The sequence below is a fragment of the Brevibacillus sp. MS2.2 genome, assembly GCF_013284345.1.
GTDB lineage: Bacteria > Bacillota > Bacilli > Brevibacillales > Brevibacillaceae > Brevibacillus > Brevibacillus brevis_C.
The window spans coordinates 214,301-238,962 of the sequence record NZ_JABSUZ010000005.1; the positions used below are offsets into that span (position 1 = coordinate 214,301).

At 47.6% G+C, this 24,662-nt stretch carries 21 protein-coding genes; 1 reads left to right on the forward strand and 20 read right to left on the reverse strand.

Going from position 1 to position 24,662, the window contains the following annotated elements; all coding sequences use genetic code 11:
- Nucleotides 1-2: 2 nt before the first annotated feature.
- From HP568_RS06680 to HP568_RS06755, 16 genes are all read right to left on the reverse strand, one after another.
- Nucleotides 3-1,226, reverse strand: a complete 1,224-nt coding sequence (locus HP568_RS06680) for an efflux RND transporter periplasmic adaptor subunit (protein ID WP_048032686.1) — start codon at nucleotides 1,224-1,226, stop codon at nucleotides 3-5.
- 247 nt (nucleotides 1,227-1,473) lie between these two features.
- On the reverse strand, nucleotides 1,474-3,333 hold the full coding sequence (gene pepF, locus HP568_RS06685) for an oligoendopeptidase F (RefSeq protein WP_048032685.1): 1,860 nt from the start codon (nucleotides 3,331-3,333) through the stop codon (nucleotides 1,474-1,476).
- A 95-nt stretch (nucleotides 3,334-3,428) separates the two neighbouring features.
- Nucleotides 3,429-4,715 carry a UDP-glucose dehydrogenase family protein gene (locus HP568_RS06690; protein WP_173628686.1) on the reverse strand — a complete coding sequence of 429 codons (1,287 nt, stop codon included), beginning with the start codon at nucleotides 4,713-4,715 and terminating at the stop codon, nucleotides 3,429-3,431.
- Between the two features lie 12 nt (nucleotides 4,716-4,727).
- Nucleotides 4,728-5,801, reverse strand: a complete 1,074-nt coding sequence (locus tag HP568_RS06695; protein ID WP_048032683.1) for a glycosyltransferase — start codon at nucleotides 5,799-5,801, stop codon at nucleotides 4,728-4,730.
- 26 nt (nucleotides 5,802-5,827) lie between these two features.
- The gene (locus tag HP568_RS06700; protein ID WP_048032682.1) at nucleotides 5,828-6,778 is read right to left on the reverse strand and encodes an NAD-dependent epimerase/dehydratase family protein; all 951 of its coding nucleotides are present in this window, start codon (nucleotides 6,776-6,778) and stop codon (nucleotides 5,828-5,830) included.
- Entirely contained in the window at nucleotides 6,775-7,578 is an 804-nt protein-coding gene (locus HP568_RS06705; protein ID WP_173628687.1) for a glycosyltransferase family 2 protein, read from the reverse strand. The genes HP568_RS06700 and HP568_RS06705 overlap by 4 nt, the downstream gene beginning before the upstream one ends.
- A complete protein-coding gene (locus tag HP568_RS06710) occupies nucleotides 7,575-8,621 on the reverse strand; it encodes a glucose-1-phosphate thymidylyltransferase (protein ID WP_048032680.1) in 1,047 nt (348 codons plus the stop codon). The genes HP568_RS06705 and HP568_RS06710 overlap by 4 nt, the downstream gene beginning before the upstream one ends.
- Before the next feature lie 122 nt (nucleotides 8,622-8,743).
- Nucleotides 8,744-9,916, reverse strand: coding sequence for a glycosyltransferase family 4 protein (locus tag HP568_RS06715; RefSeq protein WP_173628688.1), 1,173 nt, complete (start codon nucleotides 9,914-9,916; stop codon nucleotides 8,744-8,746).
- Nucleotides 9,897-10,319, reverse strand: coding sequence for a hypothetical protein (locus HP568_RS06720; RefSeq protein WP_048032678.1), 423 nt, complete (start codon nucleotides 10,317-10,319; stop codon nucleotides 9,897-9,899). The genes HP568_RS06715 and HP568_RS06720 overlap by 20 nt, the downstream gene beginning before the upstream one ends.
- Nucleotides 10,320-10,424: 105 nt before the next feature.
- Nucleotides 10,425-11,108, reverse strand: coding sequence for a DnaD domain-containing protein (locus tag HP568_RS06725; protein WP_007723121.1), 684 nt, complete (start codon nucleotides 11,106-11,108; stop codon nucleotides 10,425-10,427).
- Between the two features lie 122 nt (nucleotides 11,109-11,230).
- The gene (asnS, locus tag HP568_RS06730) at nucleotides 11,231-12,520 is read right to left on the reverse strand and encodes an asparagine--tRNA ligase (RefSeq protein ID WP_173628689.1); all 1,290 of its coding nucleotides are present in this window, start codon (nucleotides 12,518-12,520) and stop codon (nucleotides 11,231-11,233) included.
- Between the two features lie 216 nt (nucleotides 12,521-12,736).
- Nucleotides 12,737-15,580, reverse strand: coding sequence for a WIAG-tail domain (locus HP568_RS06735; RefSeq protein WP_173628690.1), 2,844 nt, complete (start codon nucleotides 15,578-15,580; stop codon nucleotides 12,737-12,739).
- 178 nt (nucleotides 15,581-15,758) lie between these two features.
- A complete protein-coding gene (locus HP568_RS06740) occupies nucleotides 15,759-17,270 on the reverse strand; it encodes an AAA family ATPase (RefSeq protein ID WP_173628691.1) in 1,512 nt (503 codons plus the stop codon).
- Entirely contained in the window at nucleotides 17,263-17,790 is a 528-nt protein-coding gene (locus tag HP568_RS06745) for a hypothetical protein (RefSeq protein ID WP_173628692.1), read from the reverse strand. The genes HP568_RS06740 and HP568_RS06745 overlap by 8 nt, the downstream gene beginning before the upstream one ends.
- A gap of 152 nt (nucleotides 17,791-17,942) precedes the next feature.
- Complete coding sequence (locus HP568_RS06750) at nucleotides 17,943-18,422, reverse strand: cell wall elongation regulator TseB-like domain-containing protein (protein WP_048032674.1); 480 nt, start codon at nucleotides 18,420-18,422, stop codon at nucleotides 17,943-17,945.
- 29 nt (nucleotides 18,423-18,451) lie between these two features.
- A complete protein-coding gene (locus HP568_RS06755; protein WP_173628693.1) occupies nucleotides 18,452-19,156 on the reverse strand; it encodes a hypothetical protein in 705 nt (234 codons plus the stop codon).
- Between the two features lie 133 nt (nucleotides 19,157-19,289).
- Between HP568_RS06755 and HP568_RS06760 the strand changes: the two genes are divergently transcribed.
- A complete protein-coding gene (locus HP568_RS06760) occupies nucleotides 19,290-19,469 on the forward strand; it encodes a hypothetical protein (protein ID WP_133257456.1) in 180 nt (59 codons plus the stop codon).
- A gap of 63 nt (nucleotides 19,470-19,532) precedes the next feature.
- Here the strand turns inward: HP568_RS06760 and HP568_RS06765 are convergent, their stop codons facing one another.
- The 4 genes from HP568_RS06765 to HP568_RS06780 all read right to left on the reverse strand — a co-directional run.
- A complete protein-coding gene (locus HP568_RS06765) occupies nucleotides 19,533-20,837 on the reverse strand; it encodes an amidohydrolase (RefSeq protein WP_173628694.1) in 1,305 nt (434 codons plus the stop codon).
- 16 nt (nucleotides 20,838-20,853) lie between these two features.
- Nucleotides 20,854-21,477 carry a redox-sensing transcriptional repressor Rex gene (locus HP568_RS06770; protein ID WP_048032672.1) on the reverse strand — a complete coding sequence of 208 codons (624 nt, stop codon included), beginning with the start codon at nucleotides 21,475-21,477 and terminating at the stop codon, nucleotides 20,854-20,856.
- Between the two features lie 15 nt (nucleotides 21,478-21,492).
- On the reverse strand, nucleotides 21,493-22,398 hold the full coding sequence (locus HP568_RS06775; RefSeq protein ID WP_173628695.1) for a ComEC/Rec2 family competence protein: 906 nt from the start codon (nucleotides 22,396-22,398) through the stop codon (nucleotides 21,493-21,495).
- Nucleotides 22,399-22,439: 41 nt separating this feature from the next.
- The coding region (locus HP568_RS06780; RefSeq protein WP_173628696.1) for a helicase C-terminal domain-containing protein at nucleotides 22,440-24,662 on the reverse strand (2,223 nt) is incomplete at its 5' end.

A 24,662-nucleotide genomic window follows, 5' to 3' on the forward strand; every position in this document is an offset into this window, starting at 1 on the left:
AACTATTCTCCCTTCGCCTCTACTTTTTGCCCTTCGACGTAGAATGTAATTCCACTGCGCAGGAGTTGGTCGCCTTCTTTCACTCCAGATACGATTTCGATGGAGTCTCCGACCAATTGACCGGTCTTCACTGGTTTTCTTACAGTAAGTCCATTCTCTACTGCCATTACGTAATGGTCTGTTTGACTCACGCCGACACTTTCCAGCGGTACGAGGAAGCCATTTACTTGGCGAGGCACCTCAATTGTTGCGGCCATTCCACCACGCCAGTAACCATCTGCATTCGGAATCGTGATTTCGACGCGGTATTTACCTGTATCCTTGTTCACAACTGGAGATATAAAGGCAATCGTTCCTTCACTTTTCTTTCCATCGTCAGATAGCGCCTGCACCTTCGTTTTTTCATGGAACTGACTGATCAAATCATTGGAAACATCCAAGGTTATCTTCACTTCAGACAGGTCGACGAGGCGAATGATTTCCTGACCGGGAGACACCTGCTCTCCAATTTGCAATTTCACATCCACGACTGTTCCTGCGAATGGCGCCTGAATTTTCGCATCATCCAAGCTCTTCTTCGCACGGTCTACACCGCCGGCAGCAGCTTTAATCGATGCGTTGGCGACCATGACATCTTCTGGTTCCGCTCCTTTTTGCAGTTCATTCAGAGACAGCTGAGCGTCACGCAGTGTAATCTCTGCTTGTGTAACAGCCCGTTTACTCGCATTTATTTCGTTTTGCGAAATGGCTCCACCAGCTAATAGCTTCTCACTTGTTGCGAGATCCTGCTTTGCTTTATCCAGACTGTCTTGCGCGCTTTTTACCTGCAGACGCTTCTGCTCAAGTGCTTCTGCTGTCGCGCCCTTTAACGTCTTGATTTTCCGCGCTGCTGCTTCCTCTACTTGCCCCTGTGCCGCTGCAATTTCTTTTTGATGGTAACGGGTATCCAATGTGGCCAATAACTGACCTTGCGCGATTTTTGCTCCTTTGGTCGCAGAGATCGCGGAGATCGTTCCGCCTGTACCAAACGATAACACCGCGTCCCGCTTGGCTTCTACCATCCCTGTGACTGCGAGCATCACTGGCTTTGTTGCTTTTTGAACCTTCACTACTTCTACTACCTTCGCCTTTGCCTCTGTCTGCTGCGGTGCCTCTGGTGCTGGTGCTGAACAACCAGCAGTGACCAACATTACCGATGCCAGAATAATTGATGCCCGTTTTTTCACAAGAATTCCTCCAAATTTTCACAATCATTCCTCATGGCGTAATTGTGCCAGTTTTTACCTCTGCTGCAAAACAGTCAGCGGGTGGAAATTCATATCCGCCCCGAGACGGAGAACAGTACCTAACAGTGCATAAATAGATACGCAAGAAAACTGGGAAAGTTACCTTTTTTTGGACGATCTTGAGGAAAAATTTACAAAAAAAGCAGCCAAGTCATAGACTTGAACTGCCTTTTGAATTTGAGCCCTGTTATTGTTCAATCAGTTGTTCCAGTTCCTCGAGCAATTCCTTGAAGACACTCAATGCTTCTGCAATCGGTGTTGGCGACGTCATGTCTACGCCTGCGCCCTTGAGCAGATTAAGCGGATAATCTGAACTGCCGCCCTTGAGGAACTGCAAATAACGATCTACGGCTGGCTGGCCTTCCTCCACAATCTGCTTGGAAAGAGACGTCGCGGCCGAGAAGCCAGTCGCGTACTTATACACATAGAAGCCGCGATAGAAATGAGGGATTCGTGCCCATTCCAAATCTACCTCGCTGTCTACAACCATGTCCGGTCCGTGATAGGAAACATTGAGCTCACGGTAAATCGTACTGAGAGATTCGGCTGTCAGCGGCTCTCCCTGCTCTTCTTTTGCGTGCACAATTTTCTCAAACTCAGCAAACATCGTTTGACGGAATACCGTTCCACGGAACTGTTCCAGGTAATGATTAATCAAGTACATGCGTTGTTTCTTGTCAGTCGTCGTCTCGAGCAAATGATTCATCAGTAGTGCTTCGTTCAGTGTAGAAGCCACTTCTGCTACGAAAATCTTGTAATCGGCATACGTGTAAGGCTGTGCGTGATTGGAATAGTAGCTATGCAAAGCATGCCCCATCTCATGCGCTAGCGTAAACATGTTGTTGACATTGTCCTGATAGTTCATGAGTACAAACGGATGTGACGTATAGGCGCCCCATGAATAGGCTCCACTTGTCTTCCCTTCGTTTTCATGCACATCAATCCAACCGTTGGAAAAGCCCTCATCCAAAATGCGACCGTACTCCTCACCCAGTGGATGAAGAGCTTCTTTAATCGTTGAAACAGCCTGATCATACGGGATTTTCATGTCCGTCTCAGGTACGATCGGCACGTACAAATCGTACATGTGCAATTCATCTACGCCCAATAATTTTTTGCGCAAGGCAATGTATCGGTGCATGAGCGGCAGATGCTCATGGATCGTTGCAATCAGGTTATCGTAAACAGGGAGCTCCACATTATCGGCAAACAAGGCAGCGTACAGGGCAGACGGATATTTTCTCGTCCGTGCGTAGAAAACATCCCCTTTGATGGCAGATGTCAACGAGGCTGCGATCGTATTGCGGAACTTGCCATACGTACTGTACAGCGCCTCGAATGCATCTTTGCGCACGCGTCGGTCTTTGCTTTCCATGAACTGCGTGTAGCGTCCCTTGGTCAGCTCGACTTCCTCGCCGTTTTCATCCGTGATCATCGGAAATTTCATGTCCGCGTTGTTGAGCATCCCAAAAATTTTGGATGGAGAAGATGCAAGCTCGCTCATATTTGCCAGCAATGCTTCTTCCTCTGCGGATAGCGTATGTGGCTTGAAGCGAGTAATCTCTTCTAATAAAATGCGGTAGTGCTCAAGTCCTTCTACTTCTTTGATCCACGTTTGCAAATCTTCCGTGGCAATCGCCAAAATCTCTGGCTGTATGTACGAAATGGAACCGTATACCTGCGTACTAAGGCTGGTCGCCCTGTCAGTCAGCCCTTGATACTTGCTGTTCGCATTGTCTTCGTCTCGACGCATACGTGCGTAGACGTACACTTGATCAAGCGTCTTCAATAATTCATCTTGCAGAGTCAACACGGCCAGCAACTGTTTACCGGAAGTAGCCAGAGAGCCTTTCATTGCTGCGATTTTTTCTGTGAGCTGTTTTACTTTTTGTACGTCCGCTTCCCAATCATTATCAGTGGGATACATGTCCTCAAGACGCCATTTGTATTCAGCGGGGACGTCACTGCGTTTCGGCAGTGTTTTGCTTTTATTCACCGTGATCACTCCCTCGTTATTCATGTAAGATGAAATGGTCAAATCATCCATATGTGTATCCTATCGTATTATGCCTACAGGTTCAAATCAATCAGGCGCTTTCACGTTTTCCACAGAAAAAAAGCCGAGCTTCCCGAAATGGAAAGTCAGCTTCTCCCTACTCCAATATAATGAAAACCTGCTTCCTTTACCTCCTGGTTCGGCCAGGCATTTCGTCCGTCTAGCAAGAGCGGCTGTGCCATGCTTTGATAAACCTGTTTCCAATTCAGACGAACACACGGTTCCCATTCTGTAACCAATAATGCGGCGTGTGCTCCCTCGCATGCTTCTGCCGCGGATTGCGTGTACGTGATCTGTGGAAACTGCTTGCTGACACCGGGTGCTCCAATCGGATCGAACGCCTTCACGATGGCACCTTTTTGCAGGAGTATTTCAATCAATTTGAGCGATGGCGCTTCGCGGATGTCATCCGTATCCGGTTTAAACGTCAGCCCCAGAATAGCAATTTGTTTGCCTGTCAGATCAGGGAGCTGCAAGCACAACTGCTCCAAAAACCAACCAGGCTGTGTAGCATTCACCTCTCGCACTTTATCCAAAATACTTAAGTGAATATTGCGCTCTGCTGCGAGCTGCAATAACGCAATCGTATCCTTCGGAAAGCAGGAGCCGCCGTAGCCTACTCCTGCCCGTAAAAATTGCGGACCGATTCGGCTGTCCAGTCCCATTCCTCGCGAGATCGTCACGATATCCGTCCCGAGCGCAGTACTTAACCGTGCTAGCTCATTCATGAAGGAGATCCGGGTTGCCAAAAATGCATTCGAAGCGTATTTGATCAGCTCCGCATTAGCCCTGGTGGTGATGACGCGCGGTGCCTTCACGCCGTTGTACAGTTCCTCCATGCGAGCGGCTGCCTGAGAATTGTCTACACCAATGACGATTCGCGAAGGCTCCAATGCGTCCAATAATGCACTCCCTTCCCGTAAAAACTCCGGGTTGGATGCAACAGATACTCCTTGGCAGCCAGCCAGCATCCCCGCTACTTTTTCGCCAGTTCCGACTGGTACGGTACTCTTGATTACCACGATGCGTTCTTGCGGTGCGAGCAAATGGACCTTGTGAATGTCAGAAACAGCCCCGAGTAAATACGTTAAATCGGCTGTGCCGTCTGCTGCTTCAGGTGTCCCCACACAAATGAAAAAAACCTCTGCGTCCTTCGCCTCTATCAAATTTGTATAAAAAGCAAGTGCGCCAGCATCCAATACTTTTTTCAATGCCTCTTCTAAGCCCGGCTCGTAAATCGGCGAGATCCCTTGGCGCAGTTTTTCTACTTTGGATGCAACGAGGTCAATACCCGTCACCTGATGACCGTTCATGGCTAGGGAAACTGCAGTCGTCAAACCTACGTAGCCGGTCCCAATAACGGCAACTTTCATTCCTTCACCTCATCATTTTTTCGACACACGCAAATAAAGCTCTTCTAGTCTCATCCGTTGCTGGTGGATATCGTGGTTTTTTTCTACTTTCAGCCGAGCCTCCGTCGTGATCTGTGCCCACTCGTGACTTTCTGTTAGTACACGGTTTATCATTTTCCCGAGCGCAGTCGGTGATTTCTCCGGAACCAGATATCCAGTCACTTTGTGTTCAACCAGCTCAGGGATTCCCGCGTGATAGGTGGAAATGACAGGGCGTCCGCTAGCCATCGCTTCCATGATGACATTAGGAATCCCCTCCTGGTTGCCATTTCTCGCTGTCTTGCATGCGATGATGAACAAATGGCACTTGGCCAGTTCACGCTGGACTTCACGATGTGGCAGAGCCCCTTTGAGCACGACTTGTGTGCCTAACCTATTTTTCTTGATCAGTCGTTTGAGTTTCTTTTTTTCTTCTCCATCGCCGACGATGATTAACTTTGCCTTGGGATGTTTTTTATGCACATGGGTAAACGCCTTAATTAACGTATCCATACCCTTTTTTTCAGTCAGTCTCCCTACGCTTAGCAATCGGTACTCCCCATTTTCCACCGGCTGTGGCGGCAGCATGGGAAATTTGCGCAAATCAATTCCTGAGCGGATAAGGGTAATTTTAGATGGGGGACAGCCCAGATGAATCAATCGCTTTCTCATGTGATTGCTCACGACGGTAAACGCATGGCCCTTTCGAAAGAGACGCGAAAGGGACCGTCTGTACAATGGATTTTCTTTGACACGCTTGGTGGCATCAAAGCCGTGAAAGGAAGTAATCAGGGGGAGCTTGCTTTTTTGTGCATAAGGAAGCAATTCTAATCCAGCAGGACCAAAACGGGCATGCAGGCATTTAATTTTTTTACGTCGCAGCCAAGTGGAGAGGCCGGCCATATGCTTGCGCACATAGACCGGCGAATAAGGAAATTGTTTTCGGTTAAAGGCTCGCTGTCGGGTCAACACCACGGGTTTGACCACTTGATGTCCAAGCAATTGCTCATAAATAAATGTTTCACTCTTGGGAAGAAACTTTCTGCGATAAACGAGGACCCGATGCATGCAACTGGCCTCCTTGATGACGGGTGTTACCCCTTCGATTGAGAACGAATCTCTTCTAATTGAAGGCGAAGTCCCTCTTCTAGCGTCACTTTTGGTTTGTATCCCAAGCGTTGTTGGGCAAATTGGATATCCGCACAGGTTCGTAAGGAGTCACCTGCCGGCCCATTTTGAAACGTAATGCGAGGGGTCAGATTCATTAACGTGCCCATGATGGATAGCACATCGATGAGCTTGATTTCCCGGTCTCCCCCCACATTAAAAATGTCACCGGGAACAGCATGCTGTGCAGCGAGCAGATTCGCCTCTACCGCGTCTGTCACATACGTAAAGTCTCTGGATTGCTGGCCATCCCCATAGATGATGACCTGCTCGCCTTTCATCATTTGACGAAAGAAACGATGAAAAGCCATATCGGGACGCTGTCTGGGACCGTATACCGTAAAGTAGCGAAGCATGCTAACCGGGAGTCCATAAGCTTTTACATAAACCGAGCAGATTTGTTCCATCGCTTCCTTGGTCACACCATAAGGGGAAACCGGGCGAAGAGGCGCAGTTTCATTGGTTACGGTCCCTTGCATCGTCCCGTAAACCGAGGAAGAGGACGAGACCACGATGACAGGTGGCTTCGGTCTTTGCAAGCAAGCCTCCAGCAATTCTTGTGTAGCCAAAATATTATGGCTAACATAATCGGCAAAAGACTTTCCCCAGCTATTTCTTACGCCCGGCAAGGCAGCGAGATGGAAAACAGCGTCGACGTTCTCGAGCCAAATGTCCCAACGCCCAGTCTGAAGTGTTGTAGAGTGGAAGGTGAAGGCAGGATGTTTTCCTATTTCGGCCAGATTACGCAGTTTCGCAGCAACATCGTAGTTATCGATGAAACCGTCTATCCCGATGACTGTCACGCCATCGTTCAACAAGCGCTGTGTCAAATGAGACCCAATAAAGCCTGCACAGCCGGTGACAAGAGCTTTCTTCATCGTCTCCGACGCCTCACTTTCTTCAGCCTTTTAATGACTAAATAACCGTTTTTGTAACCATAGATGGCCTTGTACTTCTTGCCCCACCTTTTCAGATAATATTTGAATGTTTTTTTTCGCAAATAATTACGGCGAAACTTCATCTTGCTGTCCGTGAGCTGACCTTTATGCTTCGTCCGGTTGTAAAGAATTTTGTTGATGTATCTCACTGGATACTTTTCAATTAACCGCAAAATGATTCGCCGATCCTCCATAATCCTTCCCTCGTATCGATCCGAGGTATCCCAACCACCCACTTGATGCAGAGCTTCTACGCGATAGCAGCGTGGAGAGACCATCCAGCGATTGTATTTCAAAAACTGGTATTTGTTATGAAAGGTCTTGTGTTTCACCTTAATCGTCTTGGTATACTTTCCGCGCTTAACTTTCCAGATGTTCATGTTCCCGTAGAAGAGAGCCGTGCTTTTCTTGCTTTTGTGAATGTACTTTTTGATCACTGCCAGCGTTCGTTTCGGTAACCAGTCATCGGAGTCGAGTTGTACGAGATAAGGGGTATCCACCATTGACAATGCCTGATTCATCACTTTGCCGATGCCAGAATTTTTTTCCATTCGATGATACAGAATGTTTGGGTGGTACATATATTTTTCAATTTTACTTCTGGTGTGATCGGTGGACGCATCGTCAATGATCAACAGCTTCCAATCTTTTGAGGTTTGATTCAAAACGCTGTTGATGGCTTTGCGAATAAACTTGGCGCGATTGTATGTCGGAATGACTACAGTAAAGGTCGGATTCATACGTCCTCCCTCTTGACAGCCGGAATGCAAATGGACGATTTGTCGCTTACAATGAAAACTCCCGTACTGTTAGAAGATTGACCCGTCATCATCGATGAGCGGCCGAAAACGCTGTTTGTTATTTTCCAAGCAATGTCTTGCAGCGAGCTGTTTTCCAGCAAAATACTATTTTCGATATACGAGCAATTTCTCAAGCTTACGCCATTTTGGATCGAGACGTACGGTCCTATTTGGCAATTTTCAATCACACAATCTTCACCGATTCTTACAGGACCCGTAATCTTCGCATTTTTCACAATGGTTCCTTTGCCAATTTGATGTTGATTGCCTAGCTCCTTCGTAAGCATCCACTGGTTGGCCTCCAGCCAGCGATCGATGGTTCCCACATCCGAATACTTTCCGTTGGTGACGGAGTGAGCCAATTTGAATCCGCGATTAATCATCGATTGAATCGCATCCGTTATTTCTAGTTCGCCTCGTGGAGATGGCTGCAGGTTAGCAATCGACTCAAAAATAGGTGGCGTAAACAGGTATGCGCCGATAACCGCCAGATTGCTCTTTGGCTGACGTGGCTTCTCCTCTACAGAGATCAGTCTTCCTTTTTGTACTTCTGCGATCCCATAGTCCTGTGGTCTCTCCACTTTACTTAGCATCACGACACCGTCAGATTTTCCCTTCGTAAACGCTTTTGTTAGCCCGTGAAGCGAATCCATTAACAAATTATCACCTAGTAGCAAGATAAACGGTTCGTCTTGCAAAAACGGTTGCGCTAGCTGGACAGCATGGGCAATTCCCAGTGGTACCTCCTGCCTGATAAACGTAATGGTAGCCCCGAATTGACTACCATCGCCCACCATGGGAGGAATCTGTACTTGAGAAGGATGTATCACGATGCCAATGTCCTGAATGCCCACTTCACGCAGTTTGCGAATGCAGTAGTGTAAGACCGGGTGATTGGCCACAGGGAGGAGGGTTTTCGGTTGCGAATAGGAAAAGGGGTGCAGTCGCGTCCCACGTCCAGCACACAAGATTAACCCTTTCACAAGTATCACTCCCCAGTTGTGCTCTGCGATACTTATAAGGTATGCGTATCTGAATAGCTGGACAGGGCAGACGTCCACATTGGCGCAAGAAAAGGCAACCACCTACATCCGTTCCATTCGAATTAACCTGTTTTTAAAAGCGGTTGTTTCTCTTCACTCCGCGTTGGAACAACTGTTTCAAACACGTTCAGATAGCCTTGCGCAGTTGCGTACCAAGAAAAAAACTTAGCTCGTTGCAGAGCCTGTTTGCCCATTTCATTCCGGACGGCGGGTGAACTCCACAACAGTTCCCAGACAGCAGGCAATCCTTTTTTCCAATCTTTTGGCGGAATGATAAAGCCACTTTTCTCGTGGGCAACGACTTCACGAATGCCGCCACGTGGAGTGGAAATGACGGGCTTTCCGGAAGCCATTGCCTCTAAATTGACACGGCAAAACGCTTCTTTCCAAACGGATGGTGTCGCCACGACATCCCCAATTTGGTAGTAAAGCGGCATTTTTGCGGATGGTACGAAATTGACGAAACGCACCTTTTCACCCAAAGGCTTCGCAAGTCTCTTGAGCTCACGAACGTACGGATTCAGGCGATTACTGCCGTATCCCGTGCCACCCACAATGACGAGTTTAGCTTTCGGATCTTGTTTGCTCACCTGACGAAAGGCTTTGATCAGCACATGCACCCCTTTACCCCGCATGAGTCTGCCGGCATAAAACAAGACGCGATCATCTGGCTTCAATCCGAGTTCTTGACGCATTTTTTTGACCGCTATCTTTGCAACCTGATAAGGAGTGACATCGACTCCGAGGTGAACCGCATGAATTTTGTTTGCAGGAATCTTGCACGAACGAATAAAATGTTGACGTAAAAATTCACTGTTCGTAATAAAACCTGTTGCCTGGCGAACGGCGCGCCGCATCTTTTCCCTGCTGATGATTGGCTGTGATCCATACACGTGAGAGTGCATATTCACGAAGACCGGGATCTTGGGAAAATGGCGTTTTAATGTGAGAACATAGATCGGTCTGTTTTCCACGAGAATGACATCTGGCTTGTTCTTTTTGATATGGTTAATGATCCGGCGCAAATAAGGCTTAGGCCCTTGATACGGGACGCGAATGAACTGCCGGTTTTCTTCCACGGATGAGGTTGGATAGGTCGCACATTTACGAGTGTAGATCGTCACGTTATGCATGGGCTCGATCATCTTTGTGACCTCGTCTATATCGTGTTCGACCGAGCTTCCTTTGACCGGTGGTACAGAAAAGGGACCCGGACTAATAATTGCGATGTTCATTTCGCTCGATCTCCCACTCCTTTTTCAGTGAAAGAACTACTTGATACAAGTACTGCAATTGTTTTGTATGGTTCTCTTCAAGCTTCTCCCACCTTTCTTCCCACGAAGCCAGCGCCTCTCTCAGTACCAACACTTCTTGCTCAAGCTTGTGAACCTGTTCTACGACTGCCTCATCGGTCTCTCTCATAATAATTTCGAAGGTAGGCTCCAAGACCAGTTCCTTCGGCTGCTCACCTGTTGTATTTACGACCAACTCCTGGACGTTTTCCGTTACTTCCTCTTCCTCTTTTTCATTGGCTTTTACAATTGAAATACGTTGAACTGCCTCATCTACGACATAACTTCCTGAAAACACACCTGGCGTTACCCAATGAGACAGATCCCATTTTTTCCGTTTTTCCACAAGTCATCGCCTCCTGAAGCTTGCATCTACGTAATATGTTATGACAGTCAAGGAAAATGGGTACGTGTACGGTGACATAGAAAAAACCGCTTGATTTGGAGGAAATCAAAGCGGTTGCCCGTGGTCTCTCATATTTGCTTGTCTACGGAAGTTCAAGCTGTAAAGACGCGCTTGTTCTACGGTTGTAATCTGTTGCTTTTGCCATTCGAGCAAGATCCTGTCGATATAGCGGATGTGGAGTTTGCCAACGGTTGCAGCCTCACGCAAAGCGGTCAAAATCAATTCTTCCTGATAGCCGTCCTGTTCGGTCCACATGTGGATGTTCTCCAATTCAAATGGCGCTAGCGGGCGACCGAATGCCTGCTCAAAACGAGCGTAAATGGCAACAGGTTCGGCATCCAGAGAAACGGCCACTTCCATAAAAGGCTCCATGCTTCTCGGGTCTGCTTGCTGCTCCCGCCAGGTCTGGTACAGCTTTTTGTACAAGGGGGTCAAATTGTATTGTTCATGACGCATGCCAGTCTGTGGATCGATAAACTCATCTATCGTAATCCAATCTTCTTTTAATAGCTTTTGAAGAGATTGAATCAATCTCCTGCTCGTCATGGACATGCGTTCCTCCAGCTCTGTTAAGGTCGGGAATCGATTCCCTTCCTGCTGAAAGGACAGCAGATGAATCAACAGCATCATCTCGTCATCAGTCAATGACATACGCTTATACATTTTCAAAAGAAGGTTGGAGACGGATGTTGCTCCTTCTTGCAACAATTGCAATATATGGGAGTCCATAACGCATATTCACCTCTGGGTTGGAATAACAAGGGAGTGCGTAAAACGCGCTGTCAAACAATAGGAACACCCTGCTGCCCTCGCGCAACAGGGTGTAGATCGTTCAGTGATAAAGGAACTCTCTAAGGGTAGAGACGATTCAGCATGCGTGGGAATGGAATGGTTTCACGCACGTGATCCAGACCGCAAATCCATGCAATCGTACGCTCCAGACCCAAACCGAAGCCGGAGTGAGGAACTGTACCGTATTTGCGCAGATCCAAATACCAGCGATATGCCTCTTCCGAAAGCTCATGCTCAGCAAAACGTTTCTCCAAGAGTTCTGGATCATCAATTCGCTGGCTACCCCCGATGATTTCACCGTAGCCTTCCGGTGCGATCATGTCCGCGCACAGAACCACTTCTGGACGTTCAGGGTGTGGCTTCATGTAGAAAGCCTTGATTTCAGTAGGATAATGGGTGATGAAAACAGGCTTGTCGAAGTGATCCGCAATCATCGTCTCATCCGGTGCCCCGAAGTCGTCTCCCCATTTGATCTCGCTACCTTTTTCCTGCAACAGTTTGATCGCATCATCATAAGAGATGCGTGGGAACGACCCCGTTACATTTTGCAGTTTTGTTGTATCGCGCTCCAACGTTTTCAGTTCGCGCTCACAGTTTTTCAATACGGATTGTACCACATGAGAAACGAACGCTTCCTGAATACGCAGATTTTCTTCATGATCCACGAAAGCCATCTCCGGCTCGATCATCCAGAACTCGATCAAGTGACGACGTGTCTTGGATTTCTCGGCACGGAAAGTTGGACCGAAAGAGTAAACGCGACCTAACGCCATAGCGACTGCTTCCATATAAAGCTGGCCGGACTGCGAGAGGTACGCATCCTCCTCAAAATATTTGGTATGGAACAGATTCGTGGTACCTTCCGCAGAGGTCGGTGTCAAAATCGGTGGATCTACTTTTACGAAACCGTTCTCGTGGAAGAACTCATACATGGCTCGAATCACCTCAGAACGCACAGCCATGACTGCACGCTGACGTGGAGAACGCAGCCACAGGTGGCGATGGTCCATGAGGAAGTCAACACCGTGTTCCTTCAAGGAAATCGGATATTCCTGGGCGATCTGAATAATTTCCACGCCTGTTACTGTCAGTTCGTAACCGCTTGGTGCGCGGTCATCCGCACGAACTACACCGGTTATGTAAAGTGAGCTTTCTTGTGTGAGCTGTGAAGCATTCTCCCACACGTCTTCCGCTACTTCCGCTTTTACTACTACACCTTGGATGAAGCCGGAGCCGTCGCGAAGCTGCAAAAATTGAATCTTGCCGCTGCTGCGTTTGTTGTATAACCAGCATCCCAGGCGTACTTCTTGTCCAACATGCTGCCCGATTCGGGCAATCGTCGTCAACATTGAATGATTCCCTCCATTTACCATGCCACGCAAATACAGACTAAGTATACCTACCAATTATACTATTGGGGGCCTGCAAATTCAATGAAAGTCTCCCTGCAAAATGTTAACCATAAAATAATTATGTAAACAATTGTACATTTGGGAGACCTGATCTCAACATCGGCCTCCCTGCTTCTGAATCATCCACTCGCCCCATTGTTGTTTCCTACCGAATTATTTATCGTACTCGATATCGTATTCTTCACTACTTTCATAATCTTGTTCGAAATCACTTTCATCCGTGTCTTCTTCCTCTTCATATTCATCCATGTCGTGATCTTCCATGTCTTCCTCGTCGGTGTACTCATCTTCCATGTCTTCATCATCCGTATCCTCGTCTTCCATGTCCCCATCTTCCGCGTCTTCATCATCCATATCTTCGTCTTCTACGTCCTCCACTTCCACGTCTTCATCATACGTATCTTCATCATCCATGTCTTCCGTTTCAAAGTCGTGATCTTCGTCACTTTGATCTTCCTCGACTTCTTCTGCCTCCAGTTGTCCCATCTCTGTTGACCAATCCAGCATTTCGTGTGGGACATCTACTCCTTTTACTCCAATCCCGATCCAGTGAATCACTCCAGTCGCTTCCTGCCCCTCCTGATTGCGAAATACGGTGATCATCGCTGAAGTCCTTTTCGTGTATTTGAGCGACGTATATATCCCCGGTTGATTTGTCATCGCGACCATACAATAATGTGTATCCGCATAAGGTTGTGGCAATCGAACGATCACATCTGTAGACTTGCTAGTGGCAGAAAGTCTGAAGGGGACGAAACCGAATTGTTGCAAGGTTACTCCTATGTGATTATGCGTCTCAATTACGGGAAAGGTCATCTTCTCAGCGCTAATGGACTGATCCGCAATGTGATGCGTAGTGACAGCTTTGGACGCAATTTTAGAACCGGTCACGGAGTCCTCTGCCAGTTTTTCCTGCGTAATAATCCGGTTTTGCAGATGCTGTTCTGTTATGCTCTTGCTGATAAGATGATTCCCTTTGAGCGTTCCTTCCTTAATGTGCGTTCCATCCAAGCTGCCTTTTATGACATGAGCTCCATGAACAGAATGGCTATCCAGCTTACTCGCATCAATGCTCTGATCGGCTATTTTATCTCGAGTGACACTGCCGTCCTGTAATTTTTCCTTGGAAATGGAGTTACCTTGGAGATGGTCTGCCTGAATGATGTGACTGTTGAGATGTGTAGAGGAAATTGCTTTTTCCGCAATTTTTTCCCCCGTGACGGATGATCTGCCCAGATGGCGTGTCTTGATCGCATCTTTAGCTATTTTGGGCGCTGTGATAACGGCATCTCCAAGTTTGCTTGTCGTAATGCTTAAATCTGAAATTTTGTCTGTGGAAACAGATTCCGGCGCCAATTTTGATGTGGTCACCAAGTGGTCATGCAGATGCTGGGTCTGGATGATGTACTCGCGTAGATGATTGCCCCCAATGATTCTGTCAGTTAAATGCTGTTCTTCCACAGATCTTCTTGCCAGCTTTTCTGAGCGAATGGTCCCGTCAATCAGATGTCGTGAACTCACACTCTCATCGAGCAAGTGTTGCTCTCCTACACTCCTGTTCGCCAATTTGTCGGTAGTGATAGCCTTATCAGCTATCTTGGCTGTGGTAATCTGCTGATCACCGATTTTTTTAGCCGTTAGCATCCCGTCTTGCAAGTGACTCGATAGGACACTGCCAGCTTGTAAATGTGTGCTGCCGATTGATTCTTTGGCGAGCTTTTCTGACGTGACACTGTTGTTGTCCAAATGCTCAGTCAATATCGCATATGGCCCCACTTTATCACTGGTCACCGCTTCTGGATGTAAATGCTGGCTATAAATGGCCTGAAATGCAATGTGATGATCCGTGATGCTGCCAGCGCTAATGTTACTGCCATCTATTAGCTCTTCCGTGAGATGATGGTGGTAAATGGACCCTTCACGAATATGCTGAGATTCAATTGCATCTTCGTCTATCTTCGTGGAAGTTACTGCTCCATCGCGTAATTTATCGCCTGTGACAGCTCCATCCTCAAGCTTCACTGTGTTTATCACATAATTGGCGAGATTACTTGTTTGAATGGTCCCCATCTTTATTTTTTCCGAAGTAATCGATTGATCCTGGAGCAACTCATTCGTGATCGCTTGATCCTGAATATGCTTGCTCTGAATCGAGTGGTCGGCAAATTTCATCGAGTCGATGGTTTTATCAGCTAACTTCTCCGACGTAATGCTATGGTTGATCAATTTTTGCGCAGAAATCGAATAATCCTGCAAATGCTCGCCACTTACGATTCCTTGCCCCAGATGATCCCTTTGTACCGCGTGCGGTGCGAGTTTGGTGGAAGTTACGCTCTTGTCCGCGAGTTTACTGCTGTCCACGGCATAATCCTTCAAAATCGAATTATCCACGGCGCCTTGCTTAATCTTGGACGCGTCAATGGCACGGTTCGCAATTTTTTCAGTTGTCACCGATTGATCTGTCAAGTCGTCTGTATAGACAAACGATTGGACACGATCATCATTGCGATCTTTGATGACCTTCGAATAAAAGTTCGGATTGGCAGTTGAGCTTTGTTTGGAGGATCCGTTTTGTTTAGAAGATGCGTTTTGTTTGGAAGATGCCTCCTGTTTGGAAGTTGAGTCCTGTCTGAAAGTTGAATCCTGTTTGGAAGTTGGGTCCTGTCTGGAAATTGAATTCTGTCTGGAAGTCAAATCCTGTCTGGAAAACGAGTCCTGTTTGGAAGATGTATCCTGCTTGGAAAACGAGTCCTGTTTGGAGGATAGGTCCTGCTTGGGTACTTTGGGAATCGGTTTTTGTTGCTCTTTCGGTGTGGCAGCAGAGAGGGGAGGTATTCTGTGAGTGCTCTCCAAATTACTTTCAAGCAGATTTAATTCGAGGTCTTCCATCCACTCCCGATCAGGTGATGATGTATATGAGAGCGGTAACTCGTTCATGGTCTGCCTAAAGGTTTTACTCAGACTTTTGTTAGCTTTTCGCCGGTTCACATTGGCCATAGGGTCTCCTTGCCTCCTGATTTCATTCCCGTATCACTTTTGTAGGATATTCATCCATTTCCCTATTTGGCACCGTGTCTACAAAATTGTTTCACCCTGATTTGCCAAAGTTGCCAGCAAACACAAAAAAACCTGCTTCACCAACTCTTCCTTTGGCTAGCAGGTTCTTTATCTTCACTTATACAGCAACTTCTTCCTTCGTTTGTGACAATAGCGCCCTGAACTCATCGCCTTGCAGAACTTCCGCTTCCAACAATGTATACAAGCCCGTTTGGAATACGGAGTCGTACTGTCTCAAAAGATTGCGAGTTTCTACGAGCAATCCCTCCAGCAAACGCTCAACCTCGTCATGAATCCGATTCTTATCCACGTATTGCAAATGTACAATCCCTAGCTCGGACATACCGCTTTGTACAATTTCCTGTGCCATTCCCAGCGCTTGCTCGAAGTCATTCTTCGATCCAGTACTGCGCCCACCGTAGTAGATTTCCTCCGCTACGGCTCCCCCAAGGCTAACCATGATTTGCTTCTCCATTGCTTCCTTGGTATACAGATAGCGGTCTTCCATTGGATTTTGTCGGACGTATCCTAGTGCTTTGCCACGTGGACTCAGCGTGACCTGCGAGACAGAGCCTGGTCGCACACTCTCACTGACAATGGCATGTCCCAGTTCGTGGAGTGCAACGCGCTTCTTCTCTTCCTCTGATGCTTGACGATCTACCTTCTCACCGAGCATGACCTTGTCCACTGCATAGGCAAAATGCTTCGCCGTGATCTTTTCCTGACGGTCACGCATGGCATAGATGGCTGCTTCATTCGCTACACTCTCCAACTGTGCGCCAGAAAATCCGAATGTCTCCTGTGCCACTTTTTCCAATGTGACATCCTCGCTTAACGGTTTATTGGCCGTATGAATGGTCAAAATCTGCTCGCGTGCTGGTTTGTCTGGAAGATCGACGCTAATATGGCGGTCAAAACGACCAGGACGTAACAACGCTGCGTCGAGCATGTCCTTTCGGTTCGTAGCTGCCATGACTAAAATCCGCGGCTTGTCAGTCGTAGCTACACCATCCATCTCCGTCAACAGTTGATTTAAGGTTTGATCGTATTCACGCTGCTGTTGACCGTCCCTTTTTCCACCGACGACATCGATCTCATCGATAAAAATAATCGCGCTGTCTTGCCCATTTTTCTCTGCTAATGCCTTCGCTTCTTGAAACAATTCACGGACGCGTTGTGCACCGACACCCACGTACATCTCTACAAACTGCGAACCTGATGCCGCCACAAAGGCGGAATTTGTATAGTTCGCTGCCGCTTTCGCCATCAGTGTCTTACCCGTACCAGGTGGACCTGTCAAAAGAACACCTTTGATCGGGCGAATCCCATACTGCTCAATTTTGTCCTTGTACACGAGAAAATCAAGCGATTCCTTCAATTCTTTTTTAGCGCGTTCCTGTCCACCGATATCCGCAAACTGCAAGTCCGATTTTGGCAGCTCATGCTTGTTTGCTTTTCTTTTCCCACCGAGGGCCACATTCCCGCCCTGTCCATTTTGCTGACGGATGACCAGAAAGTAAATCGCTCCCAGTACGGCTCCGAACACCAAGAATGGCGTAATATTTACACCAAGAAAAACAAGAAAAATCAACAGTGCAGGTACGACGCCGATCAGTACTTCCTTACGCACGTGCCGTCACCTCTTTTTCAATGGAACGGGGTATGATGGTGTAAAAATCCTCCGTTCCTTTTTTCAAGTAAACATAAATGTTCTCGTCATCCATCAATGCGGATGCTTCGTCCAGCTGATTCCCCTTTTTCCATTGTTCCACGAGGGCTGGAATGCGGCTATATTCATGCAGCTCCACGGCTTCTGTAAACACAAATTGACCGCTCTGCCATATATCGTTCATCGCTGTCGATTGGTTGTCTATGTCAATGACCACTTCTTTTTCCCCAGCGACCTTTTGTGTTTCCGTTAGCAGATTACGATATTCTGCTGGAAATGCGTCTGGCTTTGTAACAGTTACATCTATTTGAATTTTATCTTTGCTGATCTCCAAATTGCCCAATGTTGCGGACTGCATTTGTCCAATTTCTGCACGGATTGGCTCCTCAATCTCCATCTTTTGATACAAGAACCATCCTCCGAACAGGAGTGCCAAGGTTGCCACCAAAGATAATCCAATTACGCTCTTTTTCAACTGCACGGCTACTCCCCCCATATATATCGTTCTCGTTCTCTCTCTTTGCAACGTCCCCAGTATATCATATGAGTATATCAATTTCTTATACAGATGTTGGATGGAATGCCAAACAGGCCTTCTCCCATAAGGAAAAGGCCTGTCGTCAAGCAAGCGTATTAGGTTGGCGCGAGCACGTATGAGGTTAGCAAAGCACCAGTGAATAGATCATAGTGAATATAGTGAAAACGACCGTCTTTGTCTTTGACAGTGACTTCCCAAAATTTCTTATCGTTTTCGAGACCAGGAACTAAATGAGTGATCTCCGATTGAGGGAATGACTTGTAAACCGCCTCTTCTACATTCTTTTTTGGAACAGCTAGATCCATTCGATCGAAGCTTACCTTCTGATCTGTCATCCATGCTACAACCTGTGTACCCGCCTTATTTTTCCCGATGACGACAGCGTAGCTCTCTTTGCCTCGATATTCATCAATGGATTCAATCTCCGTGATTGTCGTGCGATCAAAGACCCACTGACGAACGGTTTCCTCAAATTGATTGCGCTCTCCTGCTAAAGAAGCCGTCAGGTGATAGGCGAACCCAGCTCCCGTAAGTAAAATGACGGCTACGATTGATAGGATAATTCGTACTAACACAGCAAAGTAACTCCTTTACGTGGCTGACATTACAATCGGAACCGAAGCTGATCTCTCTTCACTCCAACTGCCGTTTGTATTTGCAAATCCAGCTCCAGTTGGCGAAGCTGCCCCGTAGTTGACTCGTACCATAGTTGGTAATTGACTTTCATTCCGTTCGTTACGTTTGAAGTCAAATCTTGAATAGGGAAGGATGGACCTAACCACATCGATAATAACGAAGAGACTTCCTCAGGTGGAACCGCTATCCGATATCCACTCCATCCTTGCCCTGTAGTATCTTCAAGGCGTTCAGGACTAACCGATTGTAAAACTCCCTTGAGCAATACTCCGTGCTCATACGGGGTGAACATCGCATACGGCAGTGCGGCATGATCCTGTATCTGGCCATTAATTCGCACCGATACGGGCTGCCCATCTTTTCTGGCTATTTCAAGCTGGTGACCACCAATTTCTCCTGTGAGCTGAAATTGCTCATTTTGAAATCGCCCATGCAAGGTCTGATCCTGCATGTATACCAGAAATGAGCGCTCCTCGTCCTTCGTGATCTGCTCCAAAAGCTCTGCTACCGTCCTCGCTGTCTGCTCCGTTCCTGCTGTTTGTCTGACCGCGGACGCAGTATCTGTGCTGTCTGTATTGGCTGATCGACTTACTGTCCCCAATACAATCCCAAGCAGAAATAGACCGAGTAGGATAGGAATGAGCCACCACAGCATTTTGGGCCGGATGTACATGTCGTCCCCCCTGTCCCATTTTTGTCTTTAGCCTATGCTATACGGGAAGGTTTTAGAACGACACGGAAAAGTTGCTAATCATAGCTTAAGGTCGGGCGGTCATACTACTTATACACCCCGAGGAGGTGAGCGCGTGACATCTTCGCAACAAACCACATCTCCTGACATACTTGGGTTTCTGTTACAGGAATACCGCGTCTCCTGGGCAGGATTGTCGTCTCCCTTGCGTCAATGGTCGCACACACCCACTCTTCATTTTCGCCATCATCTCCTGACAAAAGCTGTAGCGAAAATGAACAACGGAACGTCGTAGTATCCAATTCCCCTACCTACACCTGCACTGCCTTACTCCTGTCCCCCACCTGACAGGAGCCTTTTACCGTTTTAATGTTTGGAATACGCGGTTTGCTTCGTAAATCGCGCGCTCCTCATCGATAGTCAAGAGCTTATGATTACGCATCAAAAATTTACCCGCTACAATCGTATCTTTCACATCGCGTCCATTTGCCGCGTACACCACATGTGAAATCGGTTGGTGAGCCGGGTGGAAATGGGCTTGGTGGCTATCCAGTACGATCAAGTCAGCTTGCTTGCCTACTTCAATGCTTCCGAGCGTTTCCTCTTGGAATACCCCTTCTGCGCCATAACGAGTTGCCATGCGAAGTGCTTCCTCTGCTGGTACGGCTACTGGATCGTTGTTCACACCTTTGTGCAGGATCGCAGCGAGTTTCAATTCCTCAAACAAATTCAAATTGTTGTTGCTTGCCGAGCTGTCGGTACCCAGTGACACGCTTACACCTTTTGCCAACATTTTTGGAACAGGCGCAACACCGCTTGCAAGCTTCAGGTTGCTCACTACATTATGAGAAACTCTCACATTGTATTTTGCCAAAATGTCGATTTCTTCATCCGTTAGGTGAACAGCGTGCGCGACGAGTGTTGGGCGATTGAACATACCCAGCTTTTCCAAATGAGCAACTGGACGCAGACCGTAGTCCTTCTCGTTTTGACCGACTTCCCAAGCCGTTTCAGACATATGGATATGAAGTGGCAAGGAAAGCTCATCAGCTTTTTCGATAATTTGGGTAATAAATTCTGGCGAGCAGGTGTACGGTGCATGCGGTGCCATCATGACGGTAATGCGCCCGTCTGCCTGATTATGCCATTCTTTTGCAAAAAGAGTCGCGTCTTTCAGCTTTGTTTGACGTTCTTCTTCAGAGCACAGACCGATCATACCGCGGCAAAGGCGGGCACGCATGCCTGCTCCATCGACTTCCTTTGCCACAACATCCATATGATCATACATATCTACAAACGTGGTGGTTCCAGTACGAATCATCTCGATAAGAGACAATTGGGTACCCCATTTTACTGTGTCTCCCGTGAATTGTGCCTCCAATGGCCACATTTTATCTTCCAGCCATTGTTGCAGCGGCAAATCATCTGCATACCCTCGTAGGAGGGACATACCAGCATGTCCATGCGTGTTGATTAAGCCAGGCAGTATGTAATCACCTTTTTGATCGATGACTTCATCGTATCCTGCTTCCGATAGGTCCTCAGGAGTTGGGCCCACATACGTAATTTTGTTGCCTTCGAACGCTACGGCACCATCGTAAATGACTTCATTCGTATCGTTAACGGTAATGACTGTTGCGTGAATGAGGATCGTCTTTTTCATAGTATACACTCCATTCTTACGTCAAATAGTAGGCCAAGCTTTGCAGGTTGGACGTCACATCCGCATAGTGAATGCGAACATCTTTCCCTGCGCGAATCGTCGTAGGGGCAAAATTCAAGATCCCCCTGATACCCGCTTGAGTCAACTGATCACATACGGATTGCGCTGCAGGTGCCGGTACCGTAATAATCGCGAGCTTGATTTGCTTGTTTACGATTGTTTCCTTCAGCTCTGATAAAGGCTGAATCGGTATCCCAGCGACTTTTTTGCCCTGCTTCTCTGGATTACTGTCAAAGATGGCCGCAATCCGCATGTTATCTTTCAAATAAGCGTTGTAGTTACTAATGGCATGGCCCAAATGCCCAGCTCCGACCAAAGCGACACGGATTTCATCGGTTAGCTTCAGAATTTCACGGATTTTTTCCACCAGATAATCGACATCGTAGCCGATTCCCTTTTTTCCAAAATCACCAAAAGCTGCAAGATCTTTTCTGATTTGGGCAGGATTCACATCAAGATTCTTGCCCATCTGTTGGGAGGAAACGGTGGTCACCTCAACTTGCTGCAAATAACTGAGGTAACGCAGATAAATCGGCAAACGACGGACGACCGCTTCTGAAATCTTTTCGTGTTTTGCCACGTTCGGTCTTCCCCCCTAATTCTTTTGCTTCAAAATCCGATATTCTTTTCCATTCGATAAAATGGTAATGGAACCGTCGTGGCTGGTAACGTATGTCTCGGCCCAAGACTCACCCAGGCGCTCCATGACTTCCGTCTGACCGTCTTTCATTTGATCCCGCGATCGGCCTGTCTGAATAATGGCGACCTGAGGATCGACCTGCGTCAGAAACGGTTGCGAAGAGCCTTGATTGCTCCCTTGACCGGCTACCTTTAGCACTTCCGCCTTCAGTCTGTCATTTTGCCGTTCCAACAGTCGCTCCTCTGCTTTTTCATTCACTGCGCTCATAAATAAAAATCGCAATTGACCGTGCGTCAATCGAAAAACGAGAGAATTGTTCTGAGGCGATAAAAATAACGGTTCATCCGGGAGCAAAACTTCCATGGAGATTTCCTTGTCAAGAGTGAGTACTTGTCCTTGCTCTGCTTCCATCTGCTTTTGGTTGGAGCGAAGCAGCACGACATGGCGAATCGATGGTGCAATCAGCTTGGGCAAAATGACGGCATCTACAAGCACTTGCTCGCTCAATGAAACGTAGCCTCCCATATGCTCAGGCAGATCGTTCGTCAACACTACATAATCGAGCCGTGTGATCTTGAGTTCTGCCAAGCGCGCCGAAAGAACGGGCCAATCTTCTGCCGTACCCGTATCAATCAGCATCGTTTTGCCACCTGGCATTCTCAAAAGCGTACTCTCACCATGCGGAAGTGCCAAGTAAGTGATAATGAGACCCGAAAATTCCTGTTCTGTCTCTGTTTCAAACGGGTCATCTATCTTCACTGCTGCTTCTTGCAAATACAAATGGCTATCAATCGAGCATGCGCAAAGGAAAATCGCACTAAGAACTACAATCCACCAAGGCCACGCTTTTTTCCATAACATTTATTTTATCACCTTAATCCCTATGAGACTATTGCTTCATTTTATGAATCTGACAGGGATTGCATACTAAGGAATGGCTCTATGCGCTCTCGCAACGTTGGCCATGGACCGCTTTCGATCTGAAATGGCGGCAAAGATTGAAGGAAAGAGCGTCCATATCTCGACTCAACCACACGTGTGTCTAGAACGATCACGACCCCGCGATCCAAGTGGTGGCGAATTAATCGACCTACCCCTTGTTTAAATTGCAGAACAGCTTGTGGAAGAGACAAGGACATAAAAGCGTTTTTTCCTTCTGCCTTTAAAAGCTCTGCCCTTCCTTGATAGACTGGATGATTCGGTGGAGCAAATGGGAGGCGAACAATGACTAAACTGCTCAGCCATTCCCCCTGGATATCGACACCTTCCCAGAAGCTGCTCGTCCCAAGTAGGACACTTCTCTCCATGCTTCGGAACAGACGCACCAGCTTGCTCCGATTGTTGCTATCAATCCCGTGACCAAATAACGTATACGGTTCTGGGGCCTCCGCAAGGCGTTCCTTCATTGCTTGGTAAACAAGTCGAAGCATCGAGTGGGAGGTGAACAGGATCAGCGTCCTTCCTTTCGAAGCCAGTACGACATCCACGCACCCTTGAATGACCGCCTCCAAATACGTATGGTCACTCTCTTTGCCTGGTGCAGGGAAATCAGATGGAATCAACAGTAATCCCTGCTCTTCATAGTGAAACGGCGATGGCAGTGACAAGGTACGCACTCGTTCCTCGGGCAATTGGTCGAGACCAAACTGGCTTTTGATGTAGGAGAAGCTGTTTTTGACCGTCAGAGTGGCTGATGTCAAGATCAGACTCCGCTTTTGCGCGAAAAGCGGTTCTGCCAGAGAGTCGGCAACCTTCAAGAGTGCTGCTGACAAATGAACCTGCTTGCGAGCTGTACGGGACTCTACTTCCATCCAATATACATACTCGGCATCCTGCTCAAGCAAAAAGAAGTGAAGCAGCTCCACGGCGTTTTGCCAGTCTTTGATGAGGCCGAATAAATCTGTCAGTAGACTGCGTACGGCAAAAGGAGGCTTTTCCTCTTGCGGAGTCGTTCGCAATAGCTGCTCGATGTCCGCTGCGTATGCGGTCATCCCATCAATAAGCTTTTTGGTTACTTTGCGTATTTTTTCGTGTTTGCCTACAAAGGATTCGATCCGATAACGTACCGTCTCACGTCCAGCGTCCGCCGTCTCCTCCGCACGATCTGATGCCCATGCATACAAGAGCTGTGTCCATTGCTGCGCTTTCTCACGTAAGGCAGCGGACTGTTTTCTGAGCTCCAGAAGCTTAGTGGCTACATCTTCTTGTACCGCAGGCATCCAGCTTTGCAGCTCTTCTGCGAAGCGGGCAATTGACCCACTCTCTTCAACCGATGCGCGATCTAACAAGAAAAGAAGTTGCGTGGTTGAAAACTGCTTGCCTAAATGCTGTGTCGCGGCATCCTCCAAATGATGAGCCTCATCGACGATGGCCACTTCATACGGAGGGAGGATTCTATTCTCCGCTTGCAAGTCGCTAATGAATAGGGCGTGATTGACAATGAGTACATCGACATCGCGAGCCCGTTCCTTCGCCTGAAAATAGTAGCAGCGACTAAACCAGGGACAAGCCCGATTCAAACAAGAGCTCGTATCACTTTTTACCTGTTGCCACAGCAGTTGGCCACTCGGAGGCATACTCAGCTCTTCCACATCACCGGTAACGGTTTGCGTGAGCCAAGTCAGCATCTGTCCTTTGACCAAGCGCATTTCTTGGCTGCTTCCTTCTACTGGCTCGTCCACGGCTTGTTCAAATTTACGCAAGCATAAGTAATTTCCTCTGCCTTTTAGCGTCGAAGCTGTAAAGGAAAACGGCAGAGACTCCTGCAAGGTAGCGATTTCCTTGTAGAATAGCTGTTCCTGCAATTGAATGGTGTTGGTACTGACTACCAGCTGCTGCTGATTGTGATGAGCCCAAATGATCCCCGGCAAGAGATAGGCTAATGATTTTCCCGTACCTGTCCCAGCCTCTACCAATAAATGGGCACCATCCTCCATTGCCTCATAGACGGCATGCATCATCGCTTCCTGAGCATCCCGACGTTGATACCCCGACATTTTCGCCTGCATGTGCCCGTTTTCGCCCAAAACATCCTCGAGCTGGTCAGCAAACGCTTTGGTCACTGTCACATCAACATGGGAACGTTTTAGCGAGGCTGTTAATTTTTCTTCTCGCTTCCGAAGGGC